13 protein-coding genes and 1 other annotated feature are annotated in these 14,102 nt (G+C 44.5%); of the genes, 3 read left to right on the top strand and 10 right to left on the bottom strand.

The features are described from left to right. The first annotated feature begins 69 nt into the window (after positions 1–69). Positions 70–1,293: an ATP-dependent RNA helicase SrmB gene (srmB, locus tag P4S59_RS02770; RefSeq protein ID WP_005396291.1), complete on the top strand. Its 1,224-nt coding sequence runs from the start codon at positions 70–72 to the stop codon at positions 1,291–1,293. A 109-nt stretch (positions 1,294–1,402) separates the two neighbouring features. Here srmB and yaaA read toward each other — a convergent pair whose 3' ends face one another. Beyond that, positions 1,403–2,179 carry a peroxide stress protein YaaA gene (gene yaaA / locus P4S59_RS02765; RefSeq protein ID WP_005396292.1) on the bottom strand — a complete coding sequence of 259 codons (777 nt, stop codon included), beginning with the start codon at positions 2,177–2,179 and terminating at the stop codon, positions 1,403–1,405. Positions 2,180–2,290: 111 nt separating this feature from the next. Continuing rightward, positions 2,291–3,724 carry an alanine/glycine:cation symporter family protein gene (locus tag P4S59_RS02760; protein ID WP_012842138.1) on the bottom strand — a complete coding sequence of 478 codons (1,434 nt, stop codon included), beginning with the start codon at positions 3,722–3,724 and terminating at the stop codon, positions 2,291–2,293. 721 nt (positions 3,725–4,445) lie between these two features. Between P4S59_RS02760 and P4S59_RS02755 the strand changes: the two genes are divergently transcribed. Next, positions 4,446–4,631 (top strand): DUF3545 family protein, encoded by a 186-nt coding sequence (locus tag P4S59_RS02755; RefSeq protein ID WP_005396294.1) that lies wholly within the window; start codon positions 4,446–4,448, stop codon positions 4,629–4,631. Between the two features lie 234 nt (positions 4,632–4,865). Here the strand turns inward: P4S59_RS02755 and P4S59_RS02750 are convergent, their stop codons facing one another. From P4S59_RS02750 to nfo, 3 genes are all read right to left on the bottom strand, one after another. Next, the gene (locus P4S59_RS02750) at positions 4,866–5,417 is read right to left on the bottom strand and encodes a hemerythrin domain-containing protein (protein ID WP_005396296.1); all 552 of its coding nucleotides are present in this window, start codon (positions 5,415–5,417) and stop codon (positions 4,866–4,868) included. Between the two features lie 112 nt (positions 5,418–5,529). Continuing rightward, on the bottom strand, positions 5,530–6,210 hold the full coding sequence (gene ung / locus P4S59_RS02745; protein ID WP_337167956.1) for a uracil-DNA glycosylase: 681 nt from the start codon (positions 6,208–6,210) through the stop codon (positions 5,530–5,532). Positions 6,211–6,493: 283 nt separating this feature from the next. Next, positions 6,494–7,381 carry a deoxyribonuclease IV gene (gene nfo / locus P4S59_RS02740; RefSeq protein WP_046873969.1) on the bottom strand — a complete coding sequence of 296 codons (888 nt, stop codon included), beginning with the start codon at positions 7,379–7,381 and terminating at the stop codon, positions 6,494–6,496. A 326-nt stretch (positions 7,382–7,707) separates the two neighbouring features. Between nfo and grcA the strand changes: the two genes are divergently transcribed. Further along, positions 7,708–8,085 carry an autonomous glycyl radical cofactor GrcA gene (grcA, locus tag P4S59_RS02735; RefSeq protein WP_262628742.1) on the top strand — a complete coding sequence of 126 codons (378 nt, stop codon included), beginning with the start codon at positions 7,708–7,710 and terminating at the stop codon, positions 8,083–8,085. Positions 8,086–8,175: 90 nt separating this feature from the next. Here grcA and P4S59_RS02730 read toward each other — a convergent pair whose 3' ends face one another. The 5 genes from P4S59_RS02730 to thrL all read right to left on the bottom strand — a co-directional run bounded on the left by P4S59_RS02730 (position 8,176) and on the right by thrL (position 13,857). Then, the gene (locus tag P4S59_RS02730; protein ID WP_337167955.1) at positions 8,176–8,835 is read right to left on the bottom strand and encodes an NADPH-dependent FMN reductase; all 660 of its coding nucleotides are present in this window, start codon (positions 8,833–8,835) and stop codon (positions 8,176–8,178) included. Between the two features lie 122 nt (positions 8,836–8,957). After that, the gene (gene thrC / locus P4S59_RS02725; protein WP_053809747.1) at positions 8,958–10,238 is read right to left on the bottom strand and encodes a threonine synthase; all 1,281 of its coding nucleotides are present in this window, start codon (positions 10,236–10,238) and stop codon (positions 8,958–8,960) included. After that, positions 10,235–11,191 carry a homoserine kinase gene (gene thrB / locus P4S59_RS02720; RefSeq protein ID WP_337168632.1) on the bottom strand — a complete coding sequence of 319 codons (957 nt, stop codon included), beginning with the start codon at positions 11,189–11,191 and terminating at the stop codon, positions 10,235–10,237. The genes thrC and thrB overlap by 4 nt, the downstream gene beginning before the upstream one ends. A 20-nt stretch (positions 11,192–11,211) precedes the next feature. After that, complete coding sequence (gene thrA / locus P4S59_RS02715) at positions 11,212–13,671, bottom strand: bifunctional aspartate kinase/homoserine dehydrogenase I (RefSeq protein WP_065645164.1); 2,460 nt, start codon at positions 13,669–13,671, stop codon at positions 11,212–11,214. Positions 13,672–13,724: 53 nt separating this feature from the next. Next, positions 13,725–13,844: a sequence feature (Thr leader region), on the bottom strand. Next, on the bottom strand, positions 13,780–13,857 hold the full coding sequence (gene thrL, locus P4S59_RS02710) for a thr operon leader peptide (RefSeq protein ID WP_074192076.1): 78 nt from the start codon (positions 13,855–13,857) through the stop codon (positions 13,780–13,782). Its footprint overlaps the feature before it by 65 nt. Positions 13,858–14,102: the final 245 nt, after the last annotated feature.

Below are 14,102 nucleotides of genomic sequence, written 5' to 3'. Positions count from 1 at the left end.
TGCGACCTTTTTGTATTCTATGCTGTTGTGGCGAACCATTAACCAAGCTTTGCTTGTGGAGAACTCATTGTGATCAGAACCTTTGCTGAACTTGATCTAGACCAAAACCTACTTGAAGCCATTGAAGAGATGGGTTATGAACGCCCAACAAAAATTCAGGCAGAAGCGATTCCACAAGCGTTGGATGGTCGTGACATTCTAGCGTCAGCGCCAACAGGTACTGGTAAAACGGCAGCCTTCGTTCTGCCAGCATTGCAATACTTGCAAGACTTCCCTCGTCGCAAGCCTGGACCTGCGCGTATTTTGATCCTAACGCCGACGCGCGAATTGGCGATGCAAATTGCCGATCAAGCACGAGCTTTGGCAAAAAACACTAAACTGAACATTTTCACCATCACAGGTGGTGTTCAATACCAAGAGCACGCCGATATCCTTGCGACAACACAAGACATTGTGGTTGCAACGCCTGGCCGTTTAAAAGAATACATTGATGCAGAGCGTTTTGATTGCCGTGCGATTGAATGGTTAATTCTGGATGAAGCAGACCGTATGCTAGACATGGGTTTTGCTCCTACTGTCGATCGTTTATCTAACGAGTGCCGCTGGCGTAAACAAACCCTTCTGTTCTCAGCAACTTTAGAAGGTAAAGGCGTAGAGGGCTTTACCGCTGATCTGTTGAATGACCCAGCAGAGATCGATGCAAAATCGCCACTGCGTGAGCGTAAGAAGATTGCTCAGTGGTACCACCGTGCTGATGATGCTGAACACAAACTTGAATTACTAAAACACATTATTACTCAACAAGCAGAACGCACCATCGTCTTCTTGAAGACCCGTGAGCGTTTGGCAGAGCTACGAGCGCAGCTTGAGAGCGCACAGATTCCATGTTCTTGGATTCAAGGTGAAATGCCTCAAGATCGTCGTAACAATGCGATTTCTCGCTTCCGCGATGGTACTGTAAACGTGCTGCTCGCAACGGACGTTGCTGCGCGTGGTATCGACCTTCCGGATGTGTCACACGTTATTAACTACGACATGCCACGCACGGCTGATGTCTACCTTCACCGTATTGGCCGTACGGCTCGTGCGGGTAAGAAAGGTAATGCTATCTCAATCGTAGAAGCACACGACCAACCAATGATGGATCGCGTTGCACGTTACGTGAAAGAAGACATCAAAGAGCGTTTCGTAAAAGAGATGCGTCCGAAACACAAAAAACCTGTGTTTAAGAAGAAAAAGAAAAAAGAAGACAAGAAGAAGCCAGCGAAAAAGAAAACCGCTAAGAAGAAGTAATCTTGTTGGGGCGAAATAGCCTAAGCTAAAACATAACAAAGGGTTGGCACTGCCAACCCTTTTTCGTTTGTGTTTATTGAGATTAACGTAGACTACGTCTCAATCAGTTTTAGTTTTGCTCTTCGCGTTTAAATACTAACTCTGTTGGTGTCGATTCATCTTCAACAAAGTAGTAACCCGCCGTATCAAACTTAGTCAGGTCTGCCACACTCTCAATACGGTTTTCGATGATGTAACGCGCCATCATGCCGCGCGCTTTCTTCGCGTAGAAGCTGATGACCTTGTATTGGCCATTCTTACAATCTTTGAATACTGGCGTGATCACTTGCGCATCTAAATTCTTTGGCTTCACCGCTTTAAAGTATTCATTTGATGCAAGGTTGATAAGCACATTATCACCTTGAGCAGAAATCGCTTCGTTAAGCTTATCCGTAATAACATTGCCCCAAAACTGGTACAAGTTCGTACCTTTGTCGTTTGCAAGCTTGGTACCCATTTCAAGACGGTATGGCTGCATCAAATCAAGTGGTTTTAGTAAACCATAAAGACCCGATAGCATACGCAGATGATCTTGAGCATATTCGAAGTCCGCTTCAGATAAACTTTCGGCGTCTAGCCCTGTGTAAACGTCACCTTTAAATGCAAGAATGGCTTGTCGTGAGTTTTCTGTGGTAAACGTTTCACTCCACTCTTGAAATCGCCCGACATTCAAATCGGCAATCTTGTCGCTCACTTTCATTAAAGAGGCAACATCAGCAGGAGTCAGTTTGCGGCAAACATCGATAAGCTCTTTTGAGTATTCGACCAACTCAGGTTGAGTAAATTTTTCTGTCGCTAACGGAGACTCGTAATCAAGAGTCTTCGCTGGAGAAACTACGATAAGCATGACTTTCCCTTCTCTAATTTTGTTTTTTAATAGGGTACAAAAAAAGCCATGCATTGTCTGCATGGCTTTTTACATCGTACTAATAGCTTTCAACTATGAGTGATAGCTCACTTAGTCTTTTTTATCGTTGTACCAAATGCCTTCTTCAAGCTGAGATTTCAGCTCAGGGAAGTCATTCGCATCAAACGTTGGTACTTTACCTTCACCAAGTTGGCGGTTGTAATCTTTTGCTAGCTTAATCACGATGCCAGATAGCAAGATGATTGCCACCAAGTTGACTATCGCCATCAGCCCCATCGAAACATCAGCAAGTGACCATACGACTGGGAGCGAAGCAAGTGCACCAAACATCACCATACCAAGAACAACAACGCGGAAAATGCTTAGGCCCGCCTTATGGTTGTGCTCTAGGAAGATTAGGTTCGTTTCAGCGTACGAGTAATTCGCGATGATTGATGTAAATGCAAAGAAGAAGATTGCCACGGCAACAAAGATGCCACCCCAATCACCAACTTGCGAGCTCAATGCACGCTGAGTTAGCTCGATACCCGTCACTTCTGTTGCTTGACCGACATACTCACCTGACATCAGGATGATAGCCACTGTCGCTGAACAGATAACGATCGTATCCATAAATACACCTAGCATCTGAACATAACCTTGAGATGCAGGGTGTGGTGGGTAAGGCGTTGCTGAAGCCGCCGCGTTTGGCGCAGAACCCATACCCGCTTCGTTCGAGAATAGACCGCGTTTAATACCGTTAATCATTGCCTGTGCAATCGCGTAGCCAAGACCACCAGCCGCCGCTTCTTGCAGACCAAATGCACTCTTAAAGATAAGCATTAATACATCAGGTAGCTTCTCTAGATTAGAGAACATGATGAACAGTGCTAGAGCCAAGTAAAGCAGCGCCATGATCGGAACGATCATCTCTGCGACTTTTGCGATACGCTTGATACCACCGAAAATTACAATCGCAGACAGTGCTACAACCGCGATACCAACGTACAGGTCACTCCAACCAAATGCGGTGCTCATTGCATTTGCAATTGAGTTAGCTTGTACGGCGTTGAATACCAAACCAAAAGCGATGATTAGGAAAACTGAGAACAATACGCCCATCCAACGCATGCCCAGGCCTTTTTCCATGTAGTAGGCAGGACCACCACGGTAGTTGCCATCATCATCTTTGGTTTTGTATAGCTGCGCCAGAGTACTCTCTGCAAACGACGTTGCCATACCAAGCATTGCGATCAGCCACATCCAGAAGATCGCGCCAGGACCACCTGCAGTCAATGCAACTGCAACGCCCGCCATGTTACCTGTACCAACACGTGCAGCAAGACTAGTACAAAGCGCTTGGAAAGAAGAAATACCAGCTTTGTCTGCTTTACGACTGTTCTTAAGAACAGAGAACATGTGGCCGAAATGGCGGAACTGAATGAACCCTAATCGAACGGTGAAGTAAATACCAACACCAACAAGAAGATAAACCAGAATCGAACCCCAAAGGAGATCGTTCATCAAATTGATTAAGTCTGTCATGTGTACCTCAAAGTGAGTTGCGCCGGTCTATGCGTCCAAGCCATCCACCAAATTGCCTGCTAAGTGTCAAAGTGTGCTTAGCTTTTTAAGTAATGTTTATGGGCAATCTAGAATCGTAAACGTCGCTTCATGCATCCATTTTACGTACCAGCGTATTTTTTGACGGGCGGATAATGCAACCTAGGAGCGCAAAAATCAATATGCAATCATGATAATAACATTGTTATTTTTCACTATAAAGTCACCAAAAAATAACATAAATGGAAGACTTAACACCCATAAGCCGCAACATTTCAATTACCAAATGCCAACATAAATAATTATCGCCCACCAAACAGAACGGAGACCCATATAATTAAGACCAAGCTAGTATTCACAAGGTGTTACATAAATTTGCTCTAGTGCCTTACCATCTAATTGAACACTATTTCATCAAACTGGTTTTATGCAACTTTGACCTTTGCACTGTCCCCCCACTCGCCAAATCGAATTAACATTGAAAATCTCTCTATTTAATCGTTTTCTTGAGATCGTTTGTGCATTTTTTAGCCATCACATTGCAATGAAAAGTGTGATTTTGAGAATATTTTTGCACGAAAATGTCATGCTACCGACACAAATGCGAAATATATCATGGTTATTCTCACGGCTATTGTGGTACTTAAAAAACTCCACAAGGACTGGTTACAACAGTTTAGCTTAAGAAAGGTAAAGGTGGCTTATGGAAGGCTTTCAACTAGATGACATTTTTAATCTGGATACTACCTCAACAACCAAATCTCGTGCCAAACCAGTAAAGCGAAAGTGGCGTGAAATAGAAGAGATGAACGACAGGCGCAATTTGCTTAAAGAGCTACGCGAACTTGATGCCTGTACCGACTACAACTTGGAAGACATTAAACTCTAATTCAAACAAAAGGCACCTTAAGGGTGCCTTTTGTTTTTGTTTACAGTAACGGTAAACGACTTGAGTTTAAGCACCAGGATTTGAGTATGAGTACCGTTATTACTCAATAGGAATTTTCCCGTCTTTGGGTCGAGAAGCGCAAACGATAAATTTACGTCCAATTCTCAATAAATAAGAAATGCAGCTAACAAACCCGAGTGATACTTTCGCTCACTCAGGTTTTACCGCACACACTTAAACATACTCAGCATCACTTTGACGCACACGTTCAGCTAACTGTTTATAACGATCGGCAATAGTGTCACCAAAAACTGGGTCATCTTCGCTGACGCTCCATAAGCTTTCAACATGCTGCCAATCTTCGGTAGTGAATAGCTCCTCAATGAGAGGCAGGATTTTTCGTTCCTCTAACTCCAAGTGGCGTCTTTGTGATTCAATGAAGTCCTCTAGGTGGGCCACAAACATGTCTTGAGGCACAACTGCATCCTGCAGGATCATCTCTATCAAGGAAGCAAACTCTTTGGTTTTACTTGCTAACTCTTGGTGTTCTTTCTCTAAGTTTTCCATGGTCTGTTGCTTACCATAGTGCTCAAGAAAGTGGTGATAGAGAATATCTTCTTTCGGATGGTGAACTTTTTCTGAATGATTAGAGAGGTAATCAACTATCTCGCTTACTAATGCGTAGTTGATCGCACGTTCTTCTTTTATCTCATTAAGTTTATGGCGCAGTATCGCCAACAGACGAACCATATAACCGTGTTCGCGTCGAATTCTTTCGATCATCATAGCGTCTCTCCTTAACACCTACTTTTAATAAGTGTACATGAGAAATTTGCCATCAGCCTCGAGCGTGCTCAAAAAAACAGCGATAATGGTAGCATTATCGCTGTCTCTTCTTTTATACAGTTAATGGCAAATGCCAGTTGATTGGTGCTTTTCCTTGCGAGGCAAGTAACTGGTTTGCTTGAGAGAAATGCTTACAACCAAAAAAGCCTCGGTGTGCTGAGAGTGGTGATGGATGTGGTGCGGCTAACACATAATGTTTATTGCGATCAATAAAGCGCCCTTTCTTCTGAGCGTGAGAGCCCCACAATAAAAACACCACGCCTTCCTGATGCTGGTTTATCGCTTCAATCACTCGGTCAGTGAACGTTTCCCACCCCGTTTTTGAATGTGAATGCGCTTTACCTTGCTCAACCGTCAATACTGTATTGAGCAACAATACACCTTGCTCTGCCCAGCTTTGTAAGAATCCATGCTGAGGGATTTGGAACCCTTCAATATCTTGAGCCAACTCTTTATACATATTAACGAGTGACGGTGGCGTTTTGATTCCAGGAAGAACGGAAAAGCACAAACCATGCGCCTGATTTGGACCATGGTATGGGTCCTGCCCCAGAATCACTACTTTAACATCGTTAAACTCGGTAAAACGAAACGCATTAAAGACACCTTTCGCTGGCGGGAAAATCGCTTTGCCTGCGGCGCGTTCTGCTTCTACAAAATTCAAAGTGTCTACAAAGTAGCTCTGTTTTTTCTCTTCGCCGATCACATCGTGCCAAGTGGGTGACTGATTCATGGAAAGTTCCTGTCCTAAATTTTGCTTCTATTCTAACGAGCGAAACCCAAACAAACAAAAACTTACCACGAACTTGAGAACAGTAATAAAAGACTAATGCTTCTGTGGCGTTCGAAAATGCCCCTGTCCGGTAATGTGACGATTAGGCATCGGCAAACGAAGCACGCGGCGGCTATATGCGTAAGAAGCAAAAGAGAGTGGTCGAGACATAGTGGCATCCTTCTTTCTTAATTCAAATTGACTTAAGTGGCTAAGAAAGAAAGGTGCCAACTCTGTGATCACATCATTGGTTATCTATCGCCGCTAGATGAAACTGACGCAGTGCGTTGATTTCTTGCTGCCAGATGTCCGGATCAATTGTTTCTAAAATCAGAGGGATACCATCAAATCGAGGGTCTTTAGCGATGTACTCAAAGCAATCCCACCCGATCTCTCCTTTGCCTAATGAGTGGTGGCGATCCACTTTGCTGGCAAACTCAACTTTTGAATCATTTAGATGCATTGCTCTTAAATAGTGCATCCCAACAATACGGTCGAATTCAGCAAAGGTATGCTCACAATCCTCTTTAGTACGCAGATCGTAACCGGCGGTAAACGTGTGGCAAGTATCGAGACATACACCAACACGTTCTTTGTCTTCCACTTGATCGATGATTTCAGCAAGATGCTCAAACTTCCAACCTAGGTTTGTACCCTGACCAGCCGTATTCTCGATTACCGCGATCACATTCGGCACCGCTTTGTGCGCAAGATTGATCGACTCTGCGATCGTCGCTAAGCACTCCTGTTCCGAGACTTTCTTTAAGTGGCTCCCAGGGTGAAAGTTCAGCAACGTTAAACCCAATTGATTACAACGCTCCATCTCATCGATGAATGCAGCGCGTGACTTATCCAACTTATCCGCTTCTGGTGCACCTAAGTTAATTAGATAAGAGTCATGGGGAAGAATATGTTCTGCGCCGAAACCCAGCATTTTACAGTTCGCTTTAAACGCACTGATGGTTTTTGCTTCTAAAGGCTTCGCCACCCACTGGCGTTGGTTTTTTGTAAATAGTGCGAACGCATTCGCCCCAATTTCGCGAGCTCTCAACGGCGCTTGATCGACCCCACCAGCAGCAGAGACATGTGCACCAATGAGTTTATTCCCAAGCTTGTTTTTCATGTTTGTCATTTAATCACTTTAGACTTTCAGTATTGCTACCTAAATACAGATAGTTGCGTTAATCAGTTTAAACTTTAAGCTCAACTTGTAGTAAATTTACAACAAAATGAGCTATTAAATATTTTTTATATTATCAAATAAATTGTAATTAGTTTGTTTTCAAAGGTTTTATTGATTTAACTCAACAAAATTACCTTAATAAAAATAATGTTTTTGGTTGTTTTTTGACTTAAATCAATATTAAAATAGTGGATATTAGCTATATAATACTCAGCTCAACGAAAATTCGAAAATTAACACCAATAATCACCACGTAAGTGGTCTAGGAGATAGTGATGATCCAAGGTATCCAAATTACAAAAGCGGCAAACGACGACCTACTAAACTCTATCTGGCTATTAGATAGCGAAAAAAATGAAGCTCGTTGTGTTGCTGCAACTGCTGGCTACGAAGCAGACCAAGTTATCGAAATCAGCGATCTAGGTGAATACGAAAGCCGTGAAGTAGCAATCGAAACAGCTCCTCGCATCGAAGGCGGTCAACACCTAAACGTGAACGTGCTTAAACGCGAAACACTAGAAGATGCAGTTGCACACCCAGAGAAATACCCACAGCTAACAATCCGTGTTTCTGGTTACGCAGTACGTTTCAACTCGCTAACTCCAGAGCAACAACGTGATGTCATCGCTCGTACTTTTACTGAGACGCTATAATCTCAATAAAATCGACTTACTCACATTTAAAAAGCTTGGTCTCAATGGCCAAGCTTTTTTGTTTTCCTAGTATCTAACCGTTCTGTTCCTTTACGGAGCATTTCTCTGTGACGGATCCTTCTTAAACACTTCAGCCAATGAGGTTGGGTCAAGCCTTTCTCTTTGTTGTGAAGCGCCTTCAGACCACCAAATGAGTTGATGTATGGTGCGATTCATATAGCTGTCCCACTGCGTCTGCTGCAATTCATCCGCAACGACACCCTGTTCGTCAAACACTTCTTGCGCTTTCGGAATGTGAATCATCGCCGAGACAGGTAAACATCCAAGTTCAGATAAGAAGATACGCATAGAAACGGCAGCTCTAACACCACCCCATTGTCCAGCAGAGTAGGTCACGATAGCACTTGGCTTATAAGAAAACAGCGAACTACCAAAATGATTAAGCATATTAGCCAAAGCAGGACTCATCGAATGGTTGTATTCCGGACTGACCATCACGTACCCATCGGCACTTTTAATTTTGTCTGCCAGTTCTCTCAAGTGGGCTGGCACTTTAGCGCGATGGTAAGCAAACTCAGGCTTAAACACGTCGTCAAAGTCGTAGTTCAATGGATCAATGATTTCGACGGTATGTTGCGAATACTGACTCACGATGAGTTTTTCACACGCTCTACTGACTCGCATTCCTAAACGGGCTGGTCGTGGTGGCGTGCTGTCTCTCACTGAGCCAAGGAAAATCAAAAAATGCATGCTTTTCTTTCCATCTCATTTAGTTAAGTTCGTTTCTCAATCATAAAGAGAGTCAAAACTTACCGACAATAAAAAAGGCGAATGATTGCTCATTCACCTTTCGTCGTTCATCATTTTAATAATTACTGTACGCGGCGCAGTACTTGTTTCAATGCTTCAAAGTCTGCGTCGAGATCTTCCGATAGCAACTCCATCGCCGCGTGCTTCGCTAGTGGCGCAGGAAGGTCGATGTCTGATTCTAGAATATCATCCACCACTTCTTTGAACTTCGCTGGGTGAGCAGTACATAGGAACAGACCGGTTTCACCTTCTTGCAGTTGCTCTTCAAGAACGCGGTAAGCAATCGCACCGTGCGGTTCACATAGGTAGCCCAATGAGTACAAGTCTTTCACAGATTGTGCGCTTTGCTCATCTGAAACCGCGCCTTTACCTAGTGTCTCTAGGCCCCACTCTTTCACTCGGCAGAGCTCTTCAATACGCGGCCAGTTGTTCGGTTGACTTACATCCATTGCGTTCGATGTCGTTGCAACCGTTGGTTTTGGCTCCCACTTACCTGTTTCTAAGTAGCGTGGCACGGTGTCATTGGCGTTCGTTGCAGCAATGAAGCGTTTGATCGGCAGACCCAGCGCTTTTGCCAGTAGACCTGCCGTCAGGTTACCGAAGTTACCACTTGGTACAGACACTACTAGGTTTTCACGCTCTTCCTTACTCATTTGCGCGGCTGCTTCAAAGTAGTAACAGATTTGCGCCATCAAACGGCTGATGTTGATTGAGTTTGCAGAGTTCAGGCCGATCTCTTCACGCAGTGCGGAATCATCGAAAGCTTGCTTAACCAGTGCCTGACACGCATCGAAGTCGCCATCGATCGCGACAGTGTGAATGTTCTTGCCTAGCGTACAGAATAGCTTCTCTTGCAGTGGGCTAATCTTGCCTTTCGGGTAAAGAATCACAACGTTGATGTCTTCCATACCATAGAAAGCGTGCGCAACGGCTGCGCCAGTATCGCCAGAAGTCGCAGTCAGAATGGTGATCTTGCCACCGTCCGATACCGCCGCAAGAGATTGCGCCATAAAGCGACCGCCAAAATCTTTAAATGCCAGCGTTGGACCATGGAAAAGCTCTAACGCGTAAACACCGTCTTTGACTTGATTGATTGGCGCAGGGAATTGGAACGCTGCGTCCACAAGCGCGTTGACTTGCTCTTCCGCCAGCTCATCACCGATAAACGCTGATAAAATCTTAGTGCTACGAGAAACAAAGTCTTCTGCCAGTAACGCATCAACGTCTTCAAACTTTGGTAATTCCGATGGGAAAAATAGACCTTGGTTACGGCCTAACCCTTGGCGAACGGCTTGGCCAAAGGAAACTTGTTCATCATTTTCTTTTATATTGTAAAGCTTCATAGCTCACTTCCTGTTACTTTCGAACCCTGCTTATCTAGACGACAAACGTGGACGAATCCTTCTTCGTTTTGTACGTAGTTCTGTTCTAACCAGCGAGCAACTCGCTCAGCGACATCTTTCTCTTTGCAAATACTGAACAGTGTTGGACCACTGCCAGAAATACCGGTTGCTAACGCACCTGCTGATGCAGCGTATTGACGTGCATTCTCAAAGCCCGGAAGCAGTTTCTCACGATACGGTTCTGCGATCACGTCTTTGATCATTTTTGCAGCTAGCTCTGGCTGACCAGAATGACACGCATGAATAAAGCCCGCAAGGTGACGACCATGAGCGATGATATCTTGTCGGCGGTATTGAGATGGTAGGATCTCACGCGCTTCTGCTGTTGATACTTTGATTCCCGGATACGCCATGACCCAGTACCAATCATCAAAACAAGGCACTTCTTGACTGATGATACCAAGCTCTTCAAGCATCAACTGGACACCACCAAGGTAACACGGCGCGACGTTATCGTAGTGAATACCACCAGAGATTTTGCCTTCCATTTCCCCCATCAGTGCTAGCAGCTCAGTCTCATTCAGCGGTTGACCATGGAATCGGTTTAAGGCATCCAGCGCCGCCACGATAGAACATGCACTTGAGCCTAAACCTGAGCCTATTGGCATGTTCTTTTCTAGCGTCATTTCAAGTGGTTTTAGCTCAACACCTTTTTTATCTAGCTCGCGAGAAAACACCAGCCAACAATCGTAAACGATGTTTTCTTTTGGCTCTGTAGGCAACTTAGAGACAAAATTACCCGCAGTTTTCAGACTGAACGGCTCAGTCCCTGCCTTAACTTGCACTCTGTCACCTAGCAAGGTCCCATCCACTGGGGACACCGCCGCCCCCAATACATCAAAACCAACACTTACATTACCAATTGATGCTGGGGCATAAACCACTACATCCATATCACTTGAACTCATTCTTGTTATACCCCTAGTTTCCAACCTAAAGTACGCATCACGTCAGAGAATACACCCGCAGCCGTTACCTCAGTACCTGCGCCATAGCCACGCAACACAAGTGGGATTGGCTGGTAGTAACGGCTGTAAAATGCCAGTGCGTTTTCACCGTCTTTGATTTTATACATCGGATCGTTTTCATCCACCGCAGCAATGCTTACTGTGCACTTGCCCTCGTTAATTTCACCAACGTAACGCAGTACTTTGCCTTCTTTTGCTGCTTTAGCTGATAACTCTTTGAAGTAGGCGTCCGCTTCTGGGAGACGCGCCATAAACTCATCAACACTGCCTGAATCATCAAAACCTGGCGGTAGCGCTTGGTCAACAACAACATCTTCAAGCTCTAGTGACATGCCCGCTTCACGAGCTAGGATCAACAACTTACGCGCGACATCCATACCAGACAGATCATCACGAGGATCTGGTTCAGTAAAGCCATTTTCTTTTGCGATATTCGTCGCTTCACTTAAGCTCATTCCTTCATCTAACTTACCGAAAATATAAGAAAGAGAACCGGAAAGAATACCGCTGAAACGCTCCAGTTCATCGCCTGCAGAAATTAGGTTTTGCAGGTTTTCAATAACCGGTAGGCCTGCACCTACGGTTGTTTCATACATCAATTTACGACGGGAGCTACGAGCCACATCGCGAAGCTGATGGTAGTACGCCATGCTTGCTGTGTTTGCTTTTTTGTTTGGTGTTACAACATGAAAACCTGCCGCTAGGAAGTCGGCGTATTGTTTAGCAATGTCTTCACTGGAAGTACAATCAACCAATACAGGGTTGATAATATGATTGCGTTGTACCAAAGAAATCAGACGCGCTAGGCTGAATTCTTCTGTGGCTGCTGACATACGATCACGCCAGTGCTCGAGCGGTAAGCCTTCGCTATCAAGCAACAGACCTTTGCTGTTTGCTAAGCCACAAACTCGAATCACAATGCCTTTCTCAGCCAGTTTGACTTGTTGGCGCTCGATCTGATCCACCAGCTCGCCACCCACACCACCAACACCAACAACGAACACATCGAGGAAGTGTTTCGAGTTGAATAGGTTTTCGTGACACGCTTTGATCGCCTCAGAAATTTTGTCTTCTGGAATAACGGCAGAAATCGCACGTTCTGATGAGCCTTGTGCTATCGCCACGATATTCACGTTCACTTCAGCAAGAGAAGAGAAGAAGCGAGAAGCCACACCACGCGATGTGCGCATACCGTCACCAACAAGCGTAATGATTGAAACATTATCAATAAACTCGACCGGTTCTAGTAAGCCATCTTTCAGTTCTAGCTCGAACGCATCTGCCAGCACTTGCTGCGCTTTCGCTTTATCTTCAGCCTCAATACAGAAGCTGATGCTGTATTCAGAAGAAGACTGAGTGATCAGAACAATAGATACACCAGCAGACGACATCGCACCGAATACACGACTCGCCATGCCTACCATGCCTTTCATACCAGGGCCTGATACGTTAACCATGGTTAGGTCGTTAAGTGTTGTAATACCTTTGATCGCAAGATTATCTTCACCAGTATCTTGGCCGATAAGAGTACCTGCACCTTGAGGGTTAAAGCTATTTTTGATCAGACATGGAATGTGGAATTGAGCAATAGGGGCGATGGTTTTCGGGTGCAGAACGGAAGCACCAAAATAAGAAAGCTCCATCGCTTCTTGGTAGCTTAGTGATTTAAGTAGGCGAGCATCTTCGACTAAACGTGGGTCACAGTTGTATACACCATCAACGTCGGTCCAGATTTCACAACAGTCTGCACGTAAGCAAGCTGCAAGAACCGCTGCCGAGTAGTCAGAGCCATTACGACCAAGCGTGACAAGCTCTCCTTTTTCGTTGCCAGCTGTAAAGCCCGGCATAATGTTCACATGACCCTGAGGAAGGGGTTTTTGACGGAAGTTTTGCGTTGAAATATCCACATCAACCATAGCTTCAAGATGATCACCTTGGGCATACAGATACTCGACAGGATCGATCAAGCTCGCTTGTTGTCCTTTCGCCTCCAAGACAGCTTTCATCAACTGAATGGAAACACGCTCACCTTTACTAATAATGCGCGCATTTACGTTGTTTGGGCACATACCTAATAGATTGATGCCGTGAACAAATTGACGTAATTGAGATAGCGAGGTTTTCACTTGGTTATCGAAAGCTGAGCCATCAATATTGGGTAGTACTGCTTGGATTTGAGTGAATAGCGTTTTAAACGATTCATCCAACTCTTTGATTTGCAGCTCTGCTTCACCATTGCGCAACGCGCCTTCAATGACCGCAACCAACTTATTTGTTGTTTTACCTGGGGCTGAAAGAACAACCGCCACTTCTTCTTGTTGAGCGTTATTGGCAATGATGTCTGCCGCTCTTAAAAAGCGATCTGCATCAGCTAGTGATGAACCGCCAAACTTCAATACTCGCATCCCTTCCTCCGGTATATCTTCTCAAACTTGTCTAAATTCTGGATAAAAAAGCATAAAAAAAGGCCTGTATCTTGTTGGATACAGGCCTTTTTTGTGAATTTCTTTCGCTCAGCAGCCTGCCCCAACATGTGTCGTGTCGGTAATAATAATGGTCGTGGTCATTACTACTAGGCTGTTAGATGGCATAAATAAATATTCAACGTTAATTGTGTTTGCTTAACTCTACGTTTACCGAGTTTCCGATTCATAGTCAACAAAAAATTGTTTGTTTTTCAGTCTTACAGCGATTTCTGCTAAGCAATCTTATTGATATTTAAAGCTAATTGGATGTTATTGCTCGTTAGGAAATCTGTCGCTAATTTTTGTAGGGGGCTCATCCCATCGTCATCAGCCTCACTTTTTACTCCATAACTAGTCTGATCTTCGTCATA

The sequence above is a fragment of the Vibrio sp. M60_M70 genome (assembly GCF_037162085.1).
Taxonomy (GTDB): domain Bacteria; phylum Pseudomonadota; class Gammaproteobacteria; order Enterobacterales; family Vibrionaceae; genus Vibrio; species Vibrio diabolicus.
Note: the sequence above shows the minus strand (reverse complement) of the source record. Positions and strands in the feature narration are given on the sequence as shown.

Excerpts from the sequence above, each read along its gene's own strand:
- yaaA (WP_005396292.1), bottom strand. The coding sequence starts at position 2,179 with ATGCTTATCGTAGTTTCTCCAGCGAAGACTCTTGATTACGAGTCTCCG.
- P4S59_RS02760 (WP_012842138.1), bottom strand. The coding sequence starts at position 3,724 with ATGACAGACTTAATCAATTTGATGAACGATCTCCTTTGGGGTTCGATT.
- P4S59_RS02755 (WP_005396294.1), top strand. The coding sequence starts at position 4,446 with ATGGAAGGCTTTCAACTAGATGACATTTTTAATCTGGATACTACCTCA.
- P4S59_RS02750 (WP_005396296.1), bottom strand. The coding sequence starts at position 5,417 with ATGATGATCGAAAGAATTCGACGCGAACACGGTTATATGGTTCGTCTG.
- ung (WP_337167956.1), bottom strand. The coding sequence starts at position 6,210 with ATGAATCAGTCACCCACTTGGCACGATGTGATCGGCGAAGAGAAAAAA.
- nfo (WP_046873969.1), bottom strand. The coding sequence starts at position 7,381 with ATGACAAACATGAAAAACAAGCTTGGGAATAAACTCATTGGTGCACAT.
- grcA (WP_262628742.1), top strand. The coding sequence starts at position 7,708 with ATGATCCAAGGTATCCAAATTACAAAAGCGGCAAACGACGACCTACTA.
- P4S59_RS02730 (WP_337167955.1), bottom strand. The coding sequence starts at position 8,835 with ATGCATTTTTTGATTTTCCTTGGCTCAGTGAGAGACAGCACGCCACCA.
- thrC (WP_053809747.1), bottom strand. The coding sequence starts at position 10,238 with ATGAAGCTTTACAATATAAAAGAAAATGATGAACAAGTTTCCTTTGGC.
- thrB (WP_337168632.1), bottom strand. The coding sequence starts at position 11,191 with ATGGATGTAGTGGTTTATGCCCCAGCATCAATTGGTAATGTAAGTGTT.
- thrA (WP_065645164.1), bottom strand. The coding sequence starts at position 13,671 with ATGCGAGTATTGAAGTTTGGCGGTTCATCACTAGCTGATGCAGATCGC.
- thrL (WP_074192076.1), bottom strand. The coding sequence starts at position 13,857 with ATGCCATCTAACAGCCTAGTAGTAATGACCACGACCATTATTATTACC.